Origin of the sequence: Leptolyngbya boryana PCC 6306, assembly GCF_000353285.1 — a bacterium.
Lineage (GTDB): Bacteria > Cyanobacteriota > Cyanobacteriia > Leptolyngbyales > Leptolyngbyaceae > Leptolyngbya > Leptolyngbya boryana.
Map to the genome: position 1 here is coordinate 3996619 of NZ_KB731324.1, position 22435 is coordinate 4019053.

General features: G+C 46.6%; 14 protein-coding genes. 1 reads left to right on the plus strand and 13 read right to left on the minus strand.

The features are described 5' to 3' along the window. Window positions 1-30: 30 nt before the first annotated feature. From LEPBO_RS0119995 to LEPBO_RS37655, 10 genes are all read right to left on the minus strand, one after another. Window positions 31-1272: a cytochrome P450 family protein gene (locus LEPBO_RS0119995; protein ID WP_026148776.1), complete on the minus strand. Its 1242-nt coding sequence runs from the start codon at window positions 1270-1272 to the stop codon at window positions 31-33. A gap of 483 nt (window positions 1273-1755) precedes the next feature. Beyond that, window positions 1756-2418 carry a DUF924 family protein gene (locus LEPBO_RS0120000; RefSeq protein WP_081614759.1) on the minus strand — a complete coding sequence of 221 codons (663 nt, stop codon included), beginning with the start codon at window positions 2416-2418 and terminating at the stop codon, window positions 1756-1758. A gap of 197 nt (window positions 2419-2615) precedes the next feature. Then, entirely contained in the window at window positions 2616-5240 is a 2625-nt protein-coding gene (alaS, locus tag LEPBO_RS0120005; protein WP_017289347.1) for an alanine--tRNA ligase, read from the minus strand. A gap of 208 nt (window positions 5241-5448) precedes the next feature. Beyond that, on the minus strand, window positions 5449-6939 hold the full coding sequence (locus LEPBO_RS0120010; protein ID WP_017289348.1) for a response regulator: 1491 nt from the start codon (window positions 6937-6939) through the stop codon (window positions 5449-5451). A 6-nt stretch (window positions 6940-6945) separates the two neighbouring features. Further along, window positions 6946-7968: a chemotaxis response regulator protein-glutamate methylesterase gene (cheB, locus tag LEPBO_RS0120015; protein WP_017289349.1), complete on the minus strand. Its 1023-nt coding sequence runs from the start codon at window positions 7966-7968 to the stop codon at window positions 6946-6948. 5 nt (window positions 7969-7973) lie between these two features. Then, the gene (locus LEPBO_RS0120020; protein ID WP_017289350.1) at window positions 7974-10673 is read right to left on the minus strand and encodes a hybrid sensor histidine kinase/response regulator; all 2700 of its coding nucleotides are present in this window, start codon (window positions 10671-10673) and stop codon (window positions 7974-7976) included. Between the two features lie 4 nt (window positions 10674-10677). Continuing rightward, a complete protein-coding gene (locus tag LEPBO_RS0120025) occupies window positions 10678-11370 on the minus strand; it encodes a chemotaxis protein CheW (protein WP_017289351.1) in 693 nt (230 codons plus the stop codon). After that, a complete protein-coding gene (locus tag LEPBO_RS0120030) occupies window positions 11370-12977 on the minus strand; it encodes a methyl-accepting chemotaxis protein (RefSeq protein ID WP_017289352.1) in 1608 nt (535 codons plus the stop codon). Before LEPBO_RS0120030 ends, LEPBO_RS0120025 begins: the two co-directional genes overlap by 1 nt. A gap of 2 nt (window positions 12978-12979) precedes the next feature. After that, a complete protein-coding gene (locus LEPBO_RS0120035) occupies window positions 12980-14218 on the minus strand; it encodes a CheR family methyltransferase (RefSeq protein WP_017289353.1) in 1239 nt (412 codons plus the stop codon). Continuing rightward, the gene (locus LEPBO_RS37655) at window positions 14191-14667 is read right to left on the minus strand and encodes a chemotaxis protein CheW (RefSeq protein ID WP_017289354.1); all 477 of its coding nucleotides are present in this window, start codon (window positions 14665-14667) and stop codon (window positions 14191-14193) included. Before LEPBO_RS37655 ends, LEPBO_RS0120035 begins: the two co-directional genes overlap by 28 nt. A 396-nt stretch (window positions 14668-15063) precedes the next feature. Between LEPBO_RS37655 and LEPBO_RS0120045 the strand changes: the two genes are divergently transcribed. Beyond that, entirely contained in the window at window positions 15064-17253 is a 2190-nt protein-coding gene (locus tag LEPBO_RS0120045) for an SLC26A/SulP transporter family protein (protein ID WP_036044744.1), read from the plus strand. A 37-nt stretch (window positions 17254-17290) separates the two neighbouring features. On the opposite strand, the gene LEPBO_RS0120050 is transcribed toward LEPBO_RS0120045, so the two are convergent. From LEPBO_RS0120050 to LEPBO_RS0120060, 3 genes are all read right to left on the minus strand, one after another. Next, window positions 17291-18259 (minus strand): hypothetical protein, encoded by a 969-nt coding sequence (locus LEPBO_RS0120050; RefSeq protein ID WP_017289356.1) that lies wholly within the window; start codon window positions 18257-18259, stop codon window positions 17291-17293. Between the two features lie 83 nt (window positions 18260-18342). Continuing rightward, window positions 18343-20292 (minus strand): hybrid sensor histidine kinase/response regulator, encoded by a 1950-nt coding sequence (locus LEPBO_RS40200; RefSeq protein WP_017289357.1) that lies wholly within the window; start codon window positions 20290-20292, stop codon window positions 18343-18345. 21 nt (window positions 20293-20313) lie between these two features. After that, window positions 20314-22167 carry a response regulator gene (locus LEPBO_RS0120060; protein ID WP_017289358.1) on the minus strand — a complete coding sequence of 618 codons (1854 nt, stop codon included), beginning with the start codon at window positions 22165-22167 and terminating at the stop codon, window positions 20314-20316. Window positions 22168-22435 lie beyond the last annotated feature (268 nt).

The following is a 22435-nucleotide window of genomic DNA, read 5'->3' on the forward strand; positions in this document are numbered from 1 at the left end:
TCAGTTTGACAATAACCTCGTGCAAAAGACCTAGCTCTTTGCGGATAAACGAGAGGGTTGAACCGAACCGTGTGAAGCTGCTGCTGGAATTCGCAAAGCCTTGAGCGATGCATAATAGTGATCGGCTTCACGGCGTTTGTTGGAAGCTTTAGCATTTTGATGGTTAACCCAAGCTCTTTGAATCAAGCAAAAGCTTGCATGTGAATAAATCCATGCCCCAAAATGCAGCCAGGATAAGAACCAAGGCACACGTTTACCGATTGGAGTTACGATCGCAAGCCCGCCACAGGGTAAATTTCTGGTGTGGCGAATGTAGCTCTGCGTTTGGTAAGTCTGCATCCAAACTTGAACCATTCTTGGAACCATCTCGATCGCGCTGCCGCGTCCCGGACAGGATCGATTGCTGGCAACACCAAAAATAAACGTTTGTCCAAGCCAGTTTTTAGCTTGCCAGCGCTGCCAATTGTATTGAAGCGCATCTTTGCCAAAAATATCAGTTCGACGGTGATAGTTTACGTAATTGAGGCTGTATAGACAGGTATTATCATTGCTAGGTCTTGTCGATCGCGTGAATAACGGATATAACCTCAATGCTTCATAAAAAGCGAGTGCAAATTCATCCAAACTTGTCGGAGTTGGGGCATGTTGTGCGAGAGCGATCACCGTATGTGCAAAGCCCTCGCTCAGTTCATCCACACTCGAAACAATGAGTGCAAAGATCACCTCATGAATGTTAGTAAAAGTTTCCTGCAACTCTATTTCCTGCAACTCTAATTGAGGGTTGAGTCCTAGCTTCACAGCATCAGCCACTAATGCGATCGCATTTCGCCTAGATTTTATATCAACTGTTTCCCTGTTCTTGACGACCATCAAGATGTTATGAGCCGCTTTGACTACAAGATCGGGGTTAGGGCAGGCTCTAGCAAAAAACGCAAACCAAACTTCATCCAAGACCGCACCAAAAGCAGAATCTCGAATCGAGCAAACAGGATAAGCTGGTAGATTCGATGCCCAGTAAGCTTTGAGGCGATTTTCAAACCCCTGTTTACAGTTGCTCTCAAGGACTTTAGAAACCTGTTTTGCTAGCGAAGAAATCGCTTCAAACTGAGGATCTTCTGAATCAATGTTTTCTAGAAAACGATGACCAACGGGAGACATGGAATAGAAAAGGCGATTTTGCCGAGGATCTTTCGATCGATTCATCGCAGATTTAGACAGATACACATTCACAATGTCCTTGACAGGACATTGTGTTAAATCCTTTACTTCCATAAGTGCTGTCGTGTCGTTAGGGATAAGACTATTGAAGCAATCCAATCGATCGAACTGCTTCCATTGCTTCTGACGTTAGAGATCGCTTCACGTTGCAACGAAACTATAGCCTGAGTGCTTTAGCCTCTAGAGCAGCAGTAGAAAATGACGGTAGAAAATTGCTATTTAAGCCCCCTATACTCACTTGAACGAAGTGAGCTATCGAATAGGCTTGATTTAGGTAGATACACTATGTAGTTATAGAAACTTTCTAGCATTAGTCTTCAGACTTTGTAAAGCCTGAAGACTATTAGGACACTTAGTATGTGATACCGCAAAGTAGAATAATAACAATCACATCAGGCTTGCCCTTGAAGAGGCAAAAAATGTTTCTCTAAAAGGTTAAATTAAAGACGCAAGCTATTAAACAATGGTACAAATCGAGGAGAATACTGGTTCGTTTTTGTAAGAAAAGAAACAATTATTTCGGCAGAAAATCAGCAATTATAGTGACTGTTGTTGACTATACATCCACTGGGGTAAATTACCTTGTAAAAACTGCTCTTCTTCGGGGGTTGATTGTCGATTTAATGCGCGATTACGATGTGGAAATCTGCCGAAGTGCTGAATGACTTTATGGTGTTGTTGTGCTTCAGGATCAACTTGAGCGAGTTGCTGCTTGACCTTCTCACTCAACCAGTTCTGAGTCAGTACTTCTTGGGCAAACTGCTGACTTAAGTGCAGAGAGCGTTCCTGAGTTTCTTTGTTTTCTGAATGGCTCAGGCAAATGAGAACCATAAATTGATGACTCAGACAAATCGGAGAAGCTAAGCCCATGTCACCCAGAGGGGTAGATTCGAGAAAACGATTCGCCCAAAAAAGTGCTTGCTCATCAAAAGCAAATGCTCTTGCAGTCCGCCGAAAGCAACCTCTAGTAATTTGATCGTAGAGGATTACTCTGGCGAGTTGTCCCTCAAGTGTATCCGTCCAGGTTTCTGTCTCCGGCGATACTGAATCCCACAGGGATTGCTGTATATCGTCTTCTTTGCCCCCAAACCAACGATCGAAGGAGTCGTTTAGATTCGGTAACTGAGCAAGAACGGCATTCGAGGGACAGTATTCAAACCAGTAGTTCAGAACTTGATGCATTGATGTAGGCTGGTTCATGTTCTACCTGCTTGAACTATTGGGGTTAAATTGTACCTTGAACGCTTCCCCTTCAGGAGCATAGTGATTGAGTTGTGTTCCTTGGTTGGGTCTGGATTTCGACTTCACTCAACTCACACATCCCTCGGATTTTGAGCGTTGAGCAAAGTCGAAATGCAATGACTCAATCGTTTCCCTCGTGAAAAACCAATGTTACTCTACTTGACTAATCCAGCTTTCAGTTGATTCTTTGCTTCTGTCAAAGCTTCGGATAACTTACTTGCATCTCGTCCACCTGCTTGTGCAAGATTTGGACGACCGCCGCCACCGCCACCGCAGATTTTCGCGATCGCGCCGACTAATTTTCCAGCTTGCATTCCCTGCTTGACAACAGCCGGACTAAAGGCAGCCACAAAGCTGACTTTTCCGGCTTCTGGGACAGATCCTAAAACGACTGCTCCTTCACCCATCTTCTGCAACAATTGCTCGGCTGCTTTTTGTAAAGAAGCGGGATCAACAGCTTCTAACTGAGAAACAAGCACTTTGAAGTCGCCAACAGTGTCAACTTCAGCCAGAAGTTGATCAGCTTTCGCGATCGCTAATTGTCCCTTAACGGCTTCGAGTTGCTTCTGAGTGTTTTTAAGCTCGGTTTGTAGAGCAGTAATGCGATCGGGAATCTCTTCAGGCTTCGACTTAAAGCGATCGCTCAAATCTTTCACTACACTGTCTCGAACATTCAAATATTCCAGCACCGATGCTCCAGAAATTGCTTCAATCCGACGAATCCCCGCTGCAACGCCCGTTTCAGACACAATCTTGAAGAGTCCAATTTCAGCGGTGTTCGCAACGTGAGTTCCGCCACAAAGTTCCATCGAAACGCCAGGAAAATCGATGACACGAACTTCATCGCCATACTTTTCACCAAACATTGCGATCGCACCTTTTGCTTTAGCATCGGCAATCGGCATGACTGCAATCTCAGCTTGATGACCTTCTGCAATCCAGGTATTGATCTGTTCTTCAATTTGCTGAATTTGCTCTGAGGTGAGTGGCTTGGAATAGTTGAAATCGAATCTTAAGCGATCGAAGTCTACTAGCGATCCAGCTTGAGAAATGCCTTCATCGACAATCTTCCGCAGTGCCGCTTGAAGTAGGTGCGTTGCAGAGTGATTTGCAGCCGCTCGACGACGACACGAGAGATCAATTTGCGCCGTGACTTTATCGCCAGATCGAACTGTGCCACGCTCAACTCGTCCAAAGTGAACAAAGAAAGCCGATTCTTTCTTCACATCTTCGACTCGAATCACCAGATCCTCGCCAGAGAGATAACCGCGATCGCCAATCTGTCCGCCCGATTCTGCATAGAACGGAGTCTGATTTAAGATCACCTGAACGTCTGTACCCGCTTCGACTCGATCAACAGGTTCACCATTGACTAACAAGAGTTGAATTTCAGCTTGAGTAGAAGGTTGCTTGTAGCCTAGAAACTCAGTGCCTTGTAAGTTTTCAGCTAAGGTATCTAAGGTTCCTTGAACGGTTAAATCAATGGTTTTGTGAGCATCGCGACCGCGTTGGCGTTGGGCTTGCATTTCAGCTTCAAAGCCTTTCATATCGACCGTTAAGCCTTTCTCGATCGCGACTTCTTCTGTGAGTTCCACCGGGAAGCCGTAAGTATCGTATAGCTCAAACGCATCTTTGCCAGAGATTTGCTTGGTTTCTCGGTTCAGAATTTCTTCGAGTAGTTTTTCGCCGCGATCGAGCGTTTTACGGAACCGTTCTTCTTCGATCTTGAGTTCCGATTTCACAACCGTTTCTTTCATCCGGACATTCGGATAAGCCGATTCAGAAAGCGCGATCGCAGTTTCGGCAACATCAGTTGTAAAATCTCGATCAATGCCAATCAATCGCCCTTGTCGAACGACCCGCCGGATTAATCGCCGCAGCACATAGCCCCGCCCTTCATTCGATGCCGTGATGCCGTCTGCAATCATATGCACGACTGCTCGAATGTGATCCCCAATGACTTTGAGCGAGACTTTTGTTGATTCATCTGCGGTTGAGTAGTCAATGCCAGCGATCTTTGCGGCAGTTTGAACGATCGGGAAAATCAAATCCGTTTCGTAGTTGTTCGGCACTTTCTGCAAAATCTGTGCCATCCGCTCTAAGCCCATTCCAGTATCAATGTTCTTATTCTGGAGTGGCGTTAAGTTTCCATCAATGTCCTGGTTGTATTGCATAAAAACCAGGTTGTAATACTCAATAAATCGCGTGTCGTCTTCGAGGTCGATATGGTCGTCTCCCAATTCTGGATGAAAGTCGTAATACAACTCTGAGCAAGGACCACACGGTCCTGTAGGCCCTGAATTCCAGAAATTATCTTTCGCACCCATGCGCTGAATTCGGTGAGCGGGAATTCCGACTTCATCTCGCCAGATTGCAAAGGCTTCGTCGTCTTCCTCAAAAACGCTGACGACAATCCGCTCCGGAGGCAAGCCGAACGTTTTCGTCGATAACTCCCATGCCCAAGCGATCGCTTGCGACTTGAAGTAGTCTCCAAAACTAAAGTTTCCCAACATCTCAAAGAAGGTGTGATGTCGAGCCGTCCGTCCGACATTCTCGATATCATTTGTCCGAATACACTTTTGAGAGGTCGTTGCCCGCGGAAATTCCGATTTTTGCTGACCCAGAAAAATCGGTTTGAAGGGAAGCATTCCCGCGATCGTTAACAGAACGGTTGGATCTTCAGGCACAAGCGACGCACTAGGCAACGGTTGATGTCCGCGCTGTGCAAAGAAATCAAGAAATGTTTGCCGAATTTGAGCGCCGCTGAGAGGAGTAGCCATTGAAGTCCAAAAAATTGATAAGTGCGATATTTATCTTATCTTGCCGCAGGTTGATTGACTTGATTGGCAATTTAGGGAAACTGGCAGCCAGGTTAACGATCGCCTTCTTCCCGTTTCTCCGAATGCTGCAATGTCAATAAATCTAGACATGCCAGTGCGATCGCAATTCGTTCATAGAATCGTCAGTTCTGGGCTTTGTGGCTCGCAATCAGAATGATTCAAAAGACCCAACGTTCTGCCAGTCTTCAGGAATCCCTTGTGATAGTAAAGCGTCAATACGATCGCAGTAAAGCTGAGCCATACGATCGTCAGGATGAATGCTAAGCACCTGCTCGAAACAAGTTTTAGCTTCTGTCAAGGCGCGATCTTGGTAGTAAGCAATCCCCTGCTGAAACTGAGGTAGAGTCCGGAGTTTTAGCGTTCGCATTGCTTCGACTTCAGCATTCAAGATCTCATACACAGAAATCGGCTCAGTCCGTCCTTTCACGATCGTATTGGCTAGAAAACGAACGTCATACGCTTCAGGATTGCTCAATTGTTCGAGCGTTTGCCCAGTAATCAGGAGAGCACTGCCATAAACTTTCGTCAGACCTTCTAATCGAGACGTGAGATTAACATTGTCAGAAAAAGCATCTCCTTGAATGCGGTTACTTTCCCCAACCATACCGAGCATCATATGCCCCACGTGAATTCCAATGCCAATCCGGATAGGGCGATCGCCTCTTGCTAAACGCTGTTGGTTATATTCCCAAACGCGCTGATGCTTGGCAATTCCAGCAGCGATCGCATCATCGGCTCCATCCGGAAAAACTGCCATCATGCCATCGCCTAAGAACTTGACGATAATGCCATAGTGATTGCGAATTTCAGGGCTGACTCGTTTGAGGTAAGCATTGATAAAGTCAAAGTTTTCGCGGGGAGACATGTTCTCAGAAATCGTCGTAAAAGAACGAATGTCACTAAACATCACTGCCATGGTTTTACTAACAAAGTCGCCCAGCTGAACATCAATCACACTATCTTTTCGTAGAAATTGCAGATACTCCTCTGGAAAAAACCGAGCTAGAGAATCCTTTAATCGCTCCAGTTCAGCCTCTCGAACTTTCACCGTTTTGACCATCTGGGTGAAAACGCGTGCCAGTTGTCCTAGCTCATCTTGTCGATCGACTACTTCATCTAACTGCTTTGCCTCGAACTGATTTTGCTCCACAGCAAAAGCTGCGTCCGTAATTTTATTCACTTGTTCAATATAAAGTGCCTGTTCCTCATTTTCCTGGCGGAGTAGCGCTTCTGCCTCTTCGCGCTTGAGCAAGTTGGTGTAAGCTCTAGAGTGATAGCGGATTCGAGCCAGGAGTTCAACGCGATCGGGCAATTTAACCAGATAATCGTTTGCCCCGTACTCAAAAGCTTGAGCTTTAATCACGGGATCTTCCTTGCTCGATAAAACAATTAAGGGAATCTGATGAGTCGGTGCATCTGACGATCGTAAAAGTCGAACGAGCAACAGCCCTTCTATTTGGGGCATGACGAGATCTTGGAGAATCACAGTCGGACGGCAAGTTTGCACCACTTTTAATGTTTGCAGTGGATTATTACAGTAGTGAAAGCTGATATCGGGTTCTGAAGCAAGCATCTGCTGCACTGCTTCTGCGATGATGGTTTGGTCGTCAATGAGTAAGACTGTAATCGGCTCGTTCATAGGACATCACGAATGTTTTGCAGTTAAGTGGCGAGCAATTTCTGTTGGAGTCCAAACTTCTGATGCGGCATGTAGCTCGATCGCTGCTTTTGGCATCCCATACACAACGCTACTCGCTTCATCTTGAGCGATCGTGTACCAACCTTGTTGCTGAAGCAGGCTTAATCCCTCGGCTCCATCACGCCCCATTCCAGTCAATAGAATTGCGGTTCCAGGCGGTCGCCAGTACTGTGCCAAACTCTTAAACAGAACATTCACAGAGGGACGGTAAGGATAGTAAAGCGGTTCTTTCACATAAGCTAAAGTACGATTTGACTGCATCGCTAAATGATCATCCGTACAAGCAACAAAGGCTGTGGCGCTCGTCAATCGATCTCCGGTCATAGCTTTTTTTACCGTCAGTGCTGTTTGATCATTCAGCCAATCGATCAAGCCTTCGGCAAACTGTGCATCAATATGCTGAACAATCAGAATGGCTGCATCAAAGCTAGCGGGTAGGGGAGCCAGAATCGTTGCTAGAGCTTTAGGACCACCTGTCGATGCACCGATCGCTATTAGATCAGGCGCAGTAGAAACAGACGGCATAAAAGACCGAGTCGGAGTTGTGCGAATCATAGTAGAAGGGTGAGCAGATTTGCAGATCAGTTTCTCGATCGTTGAAATTTTACGAAGCAGGGCTTGCGTCATTTCGGGATCGCCGGAACTGCCGAGAATCGGCGTATTCACGACATCTAGCGCACCATAACTCATCGCCTCAAATACTTTTGCTGCGCTCTGTTTCATGTCGGCAGTCACAATCAGAATCGCACAGGGGGCTTTCTGCATGATCTGCTGAGTTGCTTCAACGCCATCCATCACAGGCATGAACAAATCCATTAAAATCAGGTCAGGGGTGTCCTGAATACATTTCGCGATCGCTTCTGCTCCATTCTTTGCAATCCAAACGACTTGATAGTCCGCGACAGAGAGTAGAACTCGCCGCATCGCCTCAATCGCAATCACCATATCGTTTACAATTGCAATTCTCATCTCTTCTACTCGCCAATTAGGTCAGTAACCGCTCGAATCAACGTATCGTCATGAAAGCTATTTTTAGTCAGATAGTAATCTGCCCCTGCTTCTAATCCTTGAATTCGATCGTCTTCGCGATCGCGATAAGACACAACAATCACCGGAATTGCGTGAAACCGGGAATGTTGTTTAATCGCTTTGATCAACTCAATGCCATTCATTCGCGGCATATCAATATCACTAATCACGAGATCATAAGGGTAAGACCTGACCGCATTCCATCCTTCCATACCATCGACTGCAATATCGACGACATAGCCATGATTTTGAAGTAGCTTCCGTTCGAGTTCTCGCACGGTGATCGAATCATCAACGACTAAGACTCGTTTTGCATTCTGCTGATGTTGCAGCGATCGGGGTTCGCTGACTTTTGCAAGGCGCGTATTTTGTAAGAGTCGATTGGTGGAGCGAATGAGGTCAGACACATCTAGAATCAGCACAAGAGAACCATCATTCATCAATGCTGCTGCACTCACATCCTGAACTTTTCCGAGTCGCGGATCAAGCGGACGCACAACCAGTTCTTTCTCTCCCAAACAGCGATCGACGATCAAACCATAAGTAGCAGATTGATCACTGAGCATCACCACCCAAGAGCGTTCAGAAGTGCCCGTTGGACGAGATAAATCTAGTACCTGGTAGAGCGGAATTAGTCCAATATTATTCTGATCAAAGGTGAAGTATTGACGATTTTCAGCCGTAAAAATCTCAGACTGCTCTACTGTGACAATCTGATCAATGCGCGACAATGGGAATGCATAAACTTCTCCTGCGACATCGACGAGTAAAGTTCGGACAACTGAGAGGGTCAGCGGCAACTGAAAGTAAAACCCTGTTCCTTTGCCTGGCTGAGAAGTCACCCGCACTGTTCCGCCGACTTCCTGCGCCATACTTTTAACAATATCGAGTCCAACGCCTCGACCGGATAGTTCAGTCACTTGTTCTGATAGAGAGAACCCAGGTAGAAATAGGAATTCCATCAATTCGCTGTGACTCAGTTTTGCGGCTATCTCTGGAGCTACAAGCTGTCGGGCAATGATTGCTTGCCGCAATTTCTGAGTATCAATTCCTATTCCATCATCCGTAATTGCGATCGCGAGCATTCCACCCCGATGAGCGGCTTCGATCTGGATTGTTCCCTCAGCAGATTTGCCTGCTGCAACGCGCGTTTCAGGGGACTCAATCCCATGATCGATCGCATTGCGTAAGATGTGCGTGATCGGGGCTTCTAATCTGGCGAGAATATCACGATCGACCGAAGTTGTTTGACCGATAATTTCTAGTTTGACCTGTTTATTGAGACTACGAGCTAGGTCACGTACCATCCGAGGAAAGTTTTGCATTCCTTCTTCAAAGGGTCGCATATGAGAAGTAATGACTTCCTGGTAAAGACGCTCGGATAAATTGGTGGTACGACGAATAAAATCTTCGAGTTCTGATAAGCGATCGCTGAGGAGATTTCGGCATTGCTGCTCCTGCTGGCGAACTGTTTCAAATAATGCTTGAGTCACTTTATTCGACATCGCATTTACATGCTGCTCTAAGGTTTCTAGAGTCGTTGAGAGTTCAATTTGTCGCGATCGTACCTGCCTCAAGCTATCCGCAAAAGCAGGTAAAGCATTTGCCTCAATCAGCGATTCTCCTGCCAGTCCCATCATACGAGTCAGATTATCTGCACTCACCCGCACAACTCGCTGAGAAGAGGGAGCACTATCCTGAGTTGATGAGTCAGACGAGTTCAGATCTTTGCCGTTTTGGATCGGAGAAAGCTGATTCAGGTTGAGACTCTGCGGCGGCGATGCTATCGGGAGTAAGGCAACATCAGAGACTTGTGCGGGGGATTGTCGTAGGGTTTGAATGCTCGATTGTACAGCCGCGATCGCGGCTTGGTGGTGCTCGATCCAGTTCGGTAAATCCTGATCACTGACTTGGCTAAGATACTGCAAGAGATCAACACCACTCAGCAATGAATCAACGAGTTCAGCAGTCAGGGTTAAGCTACGATTCTGAGCCGCGACAAAGCAATCTTCCATCGTATGAGCTAAACCGACTGCCGCATCAATGCCGACAATTCGCGCTGCACCCTTAATCGAGTGAGCCGCACGCATTAATGCTTCTAAAGGTTGGGTCACTGTCGGATTTGCTTCTAAGGTCAGTAACTCTTGATTGAGGGTTTTGGCTTGTTCTTCAACCTCTAAACGAAACAGATCCATCATCTGGGAATCAACCAGAGCAAGAGAAACATTGCTTTGAGTCCGGGAATCTGGAGTAAGGGGTAAGGAATCTGTTGTCGGACTTGTCTGGATTTCTACGATCGCTTGCTGGTGATTTGCAATCCAATTGTGACGCTCTGAGTCCTCTAATAAGCTCATTTCAAGTAGCCAATCTGCTGATTGAATCAAGCGATCGCACTCTATACTGTCCAAACGCTTTTCAGGCTGAATGATTTTCAATCGGCTCTGCATCGCTTCAGAGAGCGTAACAGCTGCTTCTACTTCGACAATCTGCGCTAACCCATGCACCGTTTCTAAAGCATGAAGTGCATCTTGGATCTCATTTGCAGACGGAGACTGATGCTCAAACAGCATAAAATTCTGCTTCAGGCGAGTGACCTGAACCTTCACTTCTTGGCGAAATAGTTCTAGCATCGAGTAGTCGGACATAGGTTTAGAGTAACCGACGATCAAGAGTATCGAGCAGAGAATCAATCTCCAGATAATTGACCTTTCCGTTAGTCCAGTCAATCATCCCTGCGGTATAGGCTTGGCTTGCTTTGGCAATGACAACAGGTGGATCTCGCAGTTCAGATGGATCAAATCGATGCACACAATACACTTCGTCTACTGGAAAGACCCAAAGCGGTCTGTGCTGCCCAACGACCATCATTCGCTTTAAATTCAAACGACTATAAGTTGGATCAATCGGCATTTCAACTTGGAGAAACTGACTTAATGAGACACAGGGCAAAATTTCGCCTCGACAATTGACTAATCCTAGAAACGGGTCATTGCTGCGATGCGGCAGTGTGTGAATGGGAATAGGACGAATAACCTCTTGCAGAAGACACACAGGTAAGGCAAAACGCTCACTCCCAAGACGAAAAATCATCGCAGATAGAGTTTGTCGAACCTGGCTGATTTCAAGCAGATCGGATTGTGATCTGGAAAGCTGCGATTCGAGCGGTTGTGCCAGCGTTTGTGTCCATTCTTGCAGGTAATCGAATGGAATTTCACGATCGAGTAAGCTACGTCCGCCTGCGCTGTACATCGGACAGTTTCGACAATGCTGCACGTTTTCTAGGCGTTCACAAGAACGATCGCCTTCAACACCAATCTGATTCCAGCAGTTCTCGATCGCCATTACACTTTAAATTGAGAAATTTCTCGTTGTAGCCCCTGCGCTGCATCATCAAGCTGAGTCAGCGCATTATTCGTCTCTTGAAGGGATTGCATTGTTTGCAAGTGAGCATCACTCAATTGAGCGATCGCGATACTAATTTGCTCGGCACCATGATATTGCTCATCCATACGCTGAGTAATCGTTGCAAACTGGGGCGCAAGTCCTTGGACTTCTTGAATAAAGCTCGCAATCTGGTGGCTAATGTCTCCGACTTCATAGACATACTGCGTCACCTCGCGGCTAAATCGATCCATTTCCATCACTCCCGAAGACACAGACGTTTGCATCCCTTTGACCATCTGCTCAATTTCTAAGGTTGCTAAAGCAGATTGATCCGCCAGACGACGAATCTCTCTTGCCACGACCGCAAATCCTGCTCCGTATTCTCCTGCTTTTTCCGCTTCGATCGCTGCATTCAGCGAGAGTAAATTCGTCTGATCCGCGACTTTTGTAATCGTGGTGACGACATTGTTAATACTGTTTGCTTTTTCATCCATCACTTTGAGTTTGGACGCGATCGACTGCGTGGCACTGACTAAGCCTTGCATCGCTGTTTGAATTTTGTTGAGATTGTCCTGGCTACTTGAGGCAGCTTGAGTAGTCGCTTGAGCAATGTCTTCGACATCATTCATCGCTTTTGCGAGTTCTCCACTGGTCGCTGCAATCTGACGAGACGTTGCTTTGACTTCATGCATTGAGGCAACTTGTTCATTGACTGTCGCTTCAAGCTGTCTGCCTGCTGCTGCGATTTGTGTCGTCGAAGTACTGATTTGAATTCCCGATCGCTGAGATTGTCTAATCAGACTATTGAGGCTTTTGGTCATGCCCTCAAAGGCTCTCAGCAATCGTCCAATTTCAGTCGAGTCGGTGCTGTGGGGAATCGATTGAGTCAGATCACCTTGCGCGATCGCAGTCGCTGCATCGACAACGGGAGGAAGCTGTCGCCGCAAGGGTAACGTTGTTGCTAAGGCAGCCACTAAAGTTGCTAAGAAGGTCAATCCAGTTCCGATCACAATCAACCTAAGGAGACCATTTTGTGCATCTTGAACTGCTTGATTGTTGCGATCGAGTTGAGTTTGGAGTTCTTGCACAACGCGATCGCGCTGAGCGACTGCATCGACAATTCGAGATTTTCGGACTGCTGCTCTTGCTTGGGGGATCTGTTTTTCATCCACAAGCTGAAACACCGTTTGTAAGGCTCGATCATAGTTCTCACCTGATTGAGTCAAGCTGATGACGTCGGGTCGGGTTTGAGCATCTGCGACCGTGGCTGCATTTCTGGCATTTTCTGCAAACGATCGACGCGCATCCTCATAAGCATTGGTCGCAGTCTGATCGCCCGGAAAAATCACATAAGCGCGAGCATGACCAATCATCCGATTCAGCCCATCGACTAAGCCGTTGACGTTGCGGATTTGCCGCTCGATGCGATTGCTTTCCTGCTGAAGTTGAAAAGTGCGTGTGGTTGAGCCATACACGATCGCACTCAATCCCAACAAAGCGAGAAGCGGGATAGAATAACCGAGTAAAATGCGATTTGTGCTGTTGTTCCACATGGATCGAATCATTGTTAACTACCTGATGAAGACGAATATCCTGAATTGATCAGCCGCGCTGCTCGCTTTCTAAACCGCTGTGATTCTATGTTATTGCCTTGCTGCTCTTTCAACAGCGCAAGATAGATTAATGCTTCGTAGGTGTCTGGGTTCAGATAGAGTGCTTTTTGAAACGATTGTTCTGCCTGTTTAAGCCGATTGAGTCCTTGATAAATCTGTCCGAGGAGCAAGTATGCAGGAGCTTGCCCTGGATAGGTTCTGATATAGGATTCGCAGAGTTCTGCAGCGGATAGGAGTTTTCCGCGATCGGCGAGGTCTTGAGCCGTCTCTAATAAAGTAGGTGCAGACTGCAGAGGGGGCAGAGCGATCGAATTCGATCTCTGTCTGATGAGACTCGGTGAATTTGAGGATTGATGAGGTTGTTTCTGCTTGATCAGTTTAGAGTCGGGTGTAAGTAACCGATTGTCTGGAGACTGCTTCTGAAAGGCAAATGCAGCAGGATAATGGATCAATTGATAAGCTCGATGAGCAAGTTGGGGAGTTTCGACCGCTCCTAAAAACAGTAAACCGAGGGGCAAAAGAACTTGGTCAAGTGCATCAAGCGATTGCAGGCGAGCAGAGCGGTCGAGATAAATTAATAAATTGCGACAAAAAACAACGTGATACTGTTTTGCGATCAAGAAATGCGGTTGCAAAATGTTGCCATGTATAAAATTGATGGTTTTACGTATTTCTGCGCGCACTGCATAACCGTCATTCGTCTGCTGAAAATAGCGATCGCACTCTGCAAGACTGTTGCCTCGAAATGACTTTTGACTGTAAATTGCTCGTTCTGCCTTCGCTAACGCTTGTTGACTCACATCGATCGCATCGATCTGAAATTGATCAGGAGTGAATCCTGCTTTTAACAGTGTTATCGCGATCGAATAAGGCTCTTCTCCAGTCGAGCAGGGCAAACTTAACAGTTTCATCCTCTGCTGAGGATGGCAAATTCTTTGCGTTTCCGCATATTCTTGCAGCGCTGCAAACGCTCCTTGGTCTCGAAAAAACCAGGTTTCCGGAATCACAACGGCTTCGATCAATTGATTAAGCTCTTGAGGCGAAGATTGAACTAAAGCGAGATAAGCTGCATCATCCGCGATCTGGCACGCAGTCCGTCGTTGTGCAATCGCACGGGCAATGATTCGCGAACCTACACTATTCGCATCGAGTCCTAACTTCTGTTTCAGAATGAGTTCAATCGAGTCTTGCACTCTTCGCCCTCCTTAGCTTCATTCGGGAGTGCGGCAAGCACATCTGAGACAAGATGCTCCCAGTGAATCAGTTGAACCATCCCCTGTTCGGTGAGTAAGAGTTTGCCCAGTTCAGGGGATTCCGTGATGAACTCTGCTGTTTCTGCGTCTTCGATCGAGATTTTTAAGGTTTCAGTGACTCGGGCTGCAATTAAACCGATCGGTCTTGCAGCAGAAGTACTTTGTACCAAAATAATCCGAGTACGATAACAAATCTGGCTAGGCTGATCGCTGATCAGATGACACAGATCAACGACAGGAATCATTCGCCCACGATAGTTGAAAACTCCGACCACAGAATTACGATCGAGTTGAATCCTTCTCAGTATCACCATGGGTAGGATCTCAACGATCTTACTTGTGTCGATCGCACAGAGATTGTTTCCAATGTGAAACAGGAGCAGTAGCATTGCTTTAGAGACAATTTACGGATTTAGTTAGATTAAAACTTAAAAGAGCATTTTGAGAGTTATTGCTGATACACATTCGCCTCCCTAAAACGATACTGGGAGCGCAGAGTCTTTTTATACGTTTAAAGCGCCCTCTCAATTTTGCTGAGTCAAGATAACTTGTGTAATCCTATCCATAGCTGCGTATTGCCTACATCTTCCTTGAGGTTGGAAATTTGTATCTCAACAGAAATTTCCGTTTTATCCTAAATATGTCCGAAGTAGGAAATTACGAGTTGAACAGTCTAGACTTGTACGAAGTTCTATAGGATAAGCACATCTAGATTAAGTTTCTATTTTTATTCTTCAATTGCAGTGATTCCTATCGCAGAGTCCAAATCAGCAGCTACAGGATTTATGATCTCAAATAGTATTGCAGGCGCAATCATGGGTCTGCTCACCGTGACGAGTGCAGTATCGTTTGGGGCGCTTATCTTCTCAGGAGAGCTAGAACCCTATATGCCGTTTGGAATCGGGCTACTTCTTTTTAGCTCGGTGATCATCAGTGCTGTGATTTCTGCCCTCAGTTCCTATCCTGCGATCGTGGCGACGATCGCAGAAGTGACAGTTCCGATCTTTGGTCTGATTGCTCGCCAGATTGTGACAGCAATGCCAGATGCATCGGTAGAGCAAAAGCTGATGACCGTTGTCGCAACGTTAGCGATTAATAGTTTAGTGACCGGCATCATTTTTCTGGGATTGGGCTGGTTCAAACTCGGCAGTTTTGTCCGATTTATTCCCTATCCAGTTGTGGGTGGCTTTCTCGCAGGTATCGGTGCGCTGCTTTTGGTCGCTGCATTTCAGACTGTATCGGGGTTAGATCTAGAGCCGTTTTCGCTGGCAGCTTTCTTTCAAACCAATGCGGTGCTGCAATGGCTTCCAGGAGCATTGTTTGCTGTAGCGATGTTTGTGTTACCGCAGCGAATTACGCATGTCTTAGTTTATCCCGGCATTATTGCCGGAACAGTGGCACTGTTTTATGCGGCTCTCGCAGTCACAGGAACCTCGATCGCTGACGCAACAGAACGAGGCTGGCTGTTAGGCAATGTTCCTAGTGATGGGCTGTATCGCTTTGTTAGTTTTGCAGCCATTCAGCAGGCAGACTGGAATGTAATTATTCAGCAGATTCCGACGCTGGCAGCGCTTTGGTTGGTTTCCGCGATCGCGCTGCTGCTGCACTGTAATGGCGTTGAACTGGTTGCATCGCGGGATCTCGACCTCAATCAGGAATTGAAAGCCGCAGGAATTGCGTCGTTGTTGGCAGGATTGGGAGGCGGAGTCGGCGGATTTGCCAGTGCCGGGGAGAATGCTTTGTCTCACCAGTTAGGAGCGCGAGGCAGATTAGTAGGATGGATCGTTGCAGCACTGTGTCTTGCAATGCTGTTAGGCGGAGCATCATTGCTCTCTTTCTTTCCCAAGTTTATTTTGATTGGGATGCCGCTGCTGATTACGATCGAGTTCTTTAACGAATGGCTCTATGAAGCTTGGTTTAAGTTTGCTCGTGCCGATTATGCGATCATTCTGCTGATCGTGATTGTGACGGTGACGGTTGGCTTTCTCCAAGCCATTGGCGTAGGATTAGTGGCGGCGATTGTCCTGTTTGTGATTAGCTACAGTCGGTTGACGGTGATTCGTCGGATTAGCAATGGAGCCTACCATCACAGCAATGTGTTGTGGACTTCTGATGAGCTAGAAACCCTTGAAGCACAAGGAAACCAGGCTTACATCGTCGAATTACAGGGCTTGATCTTTTTTGGGACAGCTAACAAGTTGCTGAATCAAGTGCGCGATCGCATTCATGACGAACAGCTACCGCCTGTGTGCTATGTGATTTTAGATTTTCGGATGGTGAGAGATCTCGATGCTTCAGCCGTTCTGAGCTTTGCTAAACTCAAGCAGGTTGCAACCCAAAAGCAGATTCATCTGGTCTACACTCATCTGTCTACGCAAGCAAAACGGCGATTGGAACAGGGGGAATGTCTTGAGGAAGCTGATCCGTTCTGCCATCTTTTTGCAGATTTAGACCGAGGGCTAGAATGGTACGAAGGCAAAGTGCTGCAACAATATCATCCCTTGTGTGAAGATCAAGGACTGACACCCGAAGCGGCGTTAGCGGCTCATCTCAAAGCTGACTTTTCTGATCCAAAACAAGTCGATCGCTTAATGAGTTGCCTGGAAGTTTGCCATTTAGCAGAAGGAGAATATCTTTTTCATCAAGGCGATCCGTTTGATGGATTGTATTTTGTTGCGTCGGGACAAGTCAGTGTGGTGCTAAATTTCAGCGATGAACAGAACAAACGCATCCGAACCTACACCATTGGTAACACAATCGGGGAAATGGGGCTTTATCGTCGCACAGCACGCATGGCATCTGTGGTTGCTGATAAGCCGAGCACCTTGTATTTCTTATCGGCTGAAACGTTCGAGCGGATTGAAACCTCTGACCCAATGCTGGCATCGAACATTCACCGTTTTATTGTGGCTTTACTCGCTGAGCGACTCCAACATCGGGAGAATGAACTCAGTCACCTGTTGGAATCCGTCTAAATCGTTGGATTTGAGGTTGAATCGATTCAGAAGTACGTTATTCCGTTGATCGCGGCACATATTTTTCAAACTGAAAGAACTTGAGTAGAACATTCAAAGCAGTATCCGGTTCAGTCGGTGTGATCGCTTCGAGCGTTTGAATTGTTGCAGGAGATAGATGCCGAAATATCTTGGTTAGTAATACAGGGTGTATCGCTGCGGGAAAACCTTGAAGCTCTTGTTCTAGGTGAGACAAACGACTCTTGGCAAAATTGACCTGGAAACGGCATCGCTTGAGTAGACGCTGACGAATATTCTCAGCAAGTGTCGGGTCAGTTTCCACAAGCTGATAGATTTCACCACTTTGCACAAGAGAAACAACATCAGGATTTTCTTCTAGAAACAGTAAGCTACCTTCTCGGTTGTAAACTTCAATCCCATCAATTCCCAGAGTTCCTAAGTCTGCTAAAGCAAGAATTCGACTGACGATCGACAAAGGTTCGCCACTATACAGTAAAGGTTGGTAGATGGCTTGTTCTTGTAAATTATAAGTACAAATCGTCGCTGTAATTGCTTGCTGAATGACTGCAATATCCGTCTCAGTCAGTTGTGCAGCACGGTCAGAAGTCTGTTGATTGTGCTGATCAATCAGGCGCATGAGTTGCTCGATCGTCATTCTTTCACTGACACCAGGCTGCCGCTGACGAGTCGTATGAGGTGGAGAATTCGGGTCAAACTGCTGCACTAGATCATGCGCGATCGCACAAAAATCGAGCAGCGATTGAGTCCGCTCTCGATCAATTTCAGGAGTAAGCGTCGGAGCAATCAAAGCAAAAATCTGCTGCGAACGTCGCTGCACATCTCGAACATGGTCTTGGTTGTGATAAAAAAGCTGTTTCTCGGCTGCTTCTTGAGCAAACCGATCGAGCACCCTTGTTGTCAGATGATCAATCGTTGCTGCAAACGTTTGGGAGATCTGAGACGAAGGATTTAAGTTTGACAAATTTGGCTGTTCGTCTCCGCTCATACATCTTTCTCCCCCACCGCAGATCAATTATCTGCTGAATTGCAATTCGTCGCATGTGTCTTTTGCAGGAGGAAGAAACAAGGTTAGCGAATCGGAACAGTAAAATAGAAGGTGCTGCCCTCACCTAGCGTACTCTCTACCCAAATTTGCCCACCGTGCAGCTGCACCAGATCGCGACTGATTGCCAATCCCAAGCCAGTCCCTCCATGTTGTCGCGCATCCGTGGCATTCGCCTGTTGAAATCGCTCAAAAATCAGGTCAAGCTTATCTTGCGGAATTCCTCTGCCCCAATCTCTAACTTGGAAACGTACCCACTGATCGCCGTTGACCAATTCTGCCTTCAAATAGACCTCACTGCCTTCAGAGGAGAATTTAATCGCATTCCCTAATAGATTAATCAGCGTTTGTACAATGCGATCGCCATCGACAAAAATTTCGACGTTCAACGGCTGGCAAACTAGGGTTAATCGTGACTCTTCTGCCAGAAGTTGCAAACTCTCAATCGATCGACGCATTAAACTCGCTGTATCACACCATTGTTTCGTTAAAATTAGCTGATGAGCCTCTAAACGTTCTAGATCGAGCAGATCATCAACCAAGCGCACGAGCCGTTCTGTATCTACTTTCGCAATTTCGAGCATTTCTTGAGCAGTTTCGGGATCATCTAATAAACGACCGCTCGATAAAAGTGCTAGCGCTCCTCGCATCGAAGTCAGGGGCGTTTTTAATTCATGCGACACGATCGACAAAAACTCACGTTTCATTCGCTCGATCACATTGCGTTCAGTCACATCTTCGATCGTGCCAACATGCCCAATCAGCTCACCCGTATCCGACAAAATTGGAGCCGTTGTTGCCCGCACAAGATGCACGGTATGGTCGCGATGAACAAACCGGATCTCTTCTAAAAATTCAGTTTGAGCTTTCGCCGAGTCTATCCAGTGCGGTAGCACTTGCTGATAATCATCCGGGTGAATTAATTGCTGCCATCCATCACCCAGTGCTTCTTCAAACGTATAGCCACAAATGGCTTGAGCACGAGGGTTGACATAGATACAGCCGCCTTGAGCATCCGTGCGAAAAATGCCAACCGGAGCAGCTTCACTCAAAACGCGAAACTCAGCTTCTATAGGTTGACGTTCTCGGAAGTTCTGCTGAAACTGGGGATTGGCTTTGAGAAGATCTGCTGTGTGATCTCGGAAGCGCTGTTCTAAGTCTTCGTTTGCTTTCTGTAATGCAAGTTCGAGCCGCTTTTTTTCAGAAATATCAAGCCAACATACCACAAATCCATCTTCAAGTTTTGCGACACTGACCTCAAAGGCTTGAGCCGCTGAATCACAAGAGGGATTCCTAAACACTAACTCACGTCTCTGCGGTCTTCCAGTTTCAACGACAGAGCAACAGCCTGCAAAGATGTTGGCATAATAGTCTTCAGCAATAAAATCAGACAGGGATTTCCCAACTTGTTCGCTCGCCTCCATTTGATTGGCAGCGCAGGTTGCAGCATTCACATAATCCACGACAAAATCAACAATCTGTCCTTGAGCGTCTCGAACACTCTGATAAATTGCACAACACTCTAGCATGTTGTCGATCGACGTATAAAAACGGCGCTGACTGCGCTCAAGTTGCCGCTTCAATTCAGCTTTCTCAATGACCTGATCTACGGCTCGTCTCAGTTTCTCGGGTGTCGTTTTATTTTTTGCTAAATAGTCAGATGCCCCGCTTTTCAGTGCAGCGACTGCAATTTCCTCATCGCCGCGTTCAGTCAACAGAATCACAGGAGTGAACTGGTGATCTTGCTGCGGCTGTAACTGCTGTAAAAACTCTAATCCTGTCATATCGGGCAGCGAAAAATCTAGCAAAATGACATCAGGTGACTCCTGTTGATAGAGAAACAATCCCGTTGCTCCCGATTCTGCTTGCCAAATTTGATCAGTCTGACCGCCATCTTGTTGTAGATAGCGGCGATAGATTTCATGATCTATGAGCGAATCATCTACGATCAGAATTTTTCGGTAATCGTCTGTCATAGTCGGTCACTCCAAGTTTTATTATCGGTTTCGTTTGCGTAGGCGTGTCCATTCCAAGCGGCGCGTAATGCGAGCAATGAGTTCTGGCGGAATTATCGGCTTGCCGACAAAGTCATCTGCTCCTGCATCAAATACACGATGAATCACCTCAGAATCGCCATAGCTCGTCATCAATAAAATGGGCAAATCTGCCCACTGCGGATCTTGACGCACCACTTGACAGAGTTCAATGCCGCTAAACTCTGGCATTTCGACATCTAAAATCAGCAAGTCAGGAACCGTTGCCGTCAAGATTTCCCAAAATTGCTCGGGATCAGCTAAGGTCGTAACTTGCAACCCCCACGGAGGTAGGAGTTCAATAATCTGTTCGAGGATTTGTGATTCATGAGCGACAACCAGCACCTTTGCTTCTGAAGGTGGAGCCGGGTTTAGCAGTTTGGTCACAACTCGCAACACCTCCGTGAGTGAAATGGGTTTATGCAGAAAAGCTTGTCCACCAAGACGAGCGACTGTAATGCGATCGCGCAAACTATTTCTCACAGTTAATGCCACAACTGGAATGGTTGAATTTTGCGCAGCCAATTCTGATAGTAGGCTCAATCCATCTTCCTCGGAATCTGCAAAAATCAAATCAAGTAAGACAACATCAGGAGGCGGAATTTCTCCACTATAGGAGCGACGTAATGCCGCGCGACCTTGCTCTAAGGTTGTTGCGACTTCTACTTCAAATCCAGTCGCGATCGCGGCTCGTCTCAGCACTTTGGTCAGCGTTGTATCATCATCGATAATCAGGAGTCGAATCGAATCCACGTTGGGACTCAGAGCGGGAATGGCAATACTGGGTGCGGCTGCAATCGCGATCGAGAGTGACGCCACTAGTTGTAAGAGACGCTCTGCGTCAGCTTGTCCTAATGATCCCGAGGTCTGGAGAAGTTGATCGATTTGCTGGGCAACTTGAGATCCTTCTGAAAGCCCTAACGAGCCGAGCGTACCGATGAGTTGATGAGCTTGATATTGGGCTTGCGACAGCAAGCTCTGATTAAGTTGTCCAGCCACTAATTGCGCTGCAAATTGCTCAAAGATGGCAACTTCTTCATCCAAGCTTTCTCTCAAGTCGGCTTGCATTGCAGCGACTTCTGCTAAAACTTCTTGTTGTAAGACAGCGCGATCGGGAGATGAAAGAGTAGACTTATTTTTTGCATCCGGGGGTGGCGTGAGCCGATATCCCAGTCCATAAATGGTTTCAATCACTTCATAGGTGATCCCGCTTGCCTTGAGCTTTTGTCGAAGTCCTTTGATATGCGATGCGACTGTTCCTTCTCCCGGTGCTTCTGAAGCGTCCCACAAGCGATCGAGAATGACATCTTTGCTAAAAATTCGCAGTGGGTTTTCAAGAAAAAGCTGCAACAGCCGAAATTCTTTCGCTGTCAAGCTCAGGGGATTATCTTGCCAAGTGACCCGACGGCTATCGGGATAAAGTTTAAGCGCATCCCAGTCTAGGCTTGAAGTAAAGACTGCTTGCCGACGGCGGAGCAGGGATTGAACTCGTGCGACAAGTTCTGCAATATCAAAGGGTTTGGCTAAACAATCGTCTGCTCCTGCATTGAGGGCGAGCACACGATCGCGACTATTGTTCGTCGTCATCAACATCAGAATCGGCGCAGAGTAATTTTGCGATCGTAATGTTCGACACCAACGAATCTCCGCAAGTTCTGCTCCAGCGGTCATGATCAGCAGATCATATTCATAAGCTTGCACCATTTCGATCGCGACTTGACCCTGATCGACAGCATCGATCGCATACTGTTGAGCATTCAGAGCGGTGGTAATCGCAGCAGTCGTCTGGGATTCGGATTCAATCAACAGGATTCTCACACAGGCTCCTCATCCGAACGATACTTTACTGAGAGAAGGAGTTATGGAAGAACTCAGCCATTCTAAAACCATCACAACTGAAGGTTTTGAGTTGTAATGGTTTTGTAAAAAGAAGGTAAATTGTGGGAGCATTTTGAACATAAACTGCACAAACAGGCTGCGTCATCAAGTGTTGCCCGAAAGGGGAAGAACCACAGTTGCAAGCTGTTTTTTTCAGGTTATATTGTGCAGCTTAAACCCCAAATTTGAAGGGATTTTGAAAAAACCA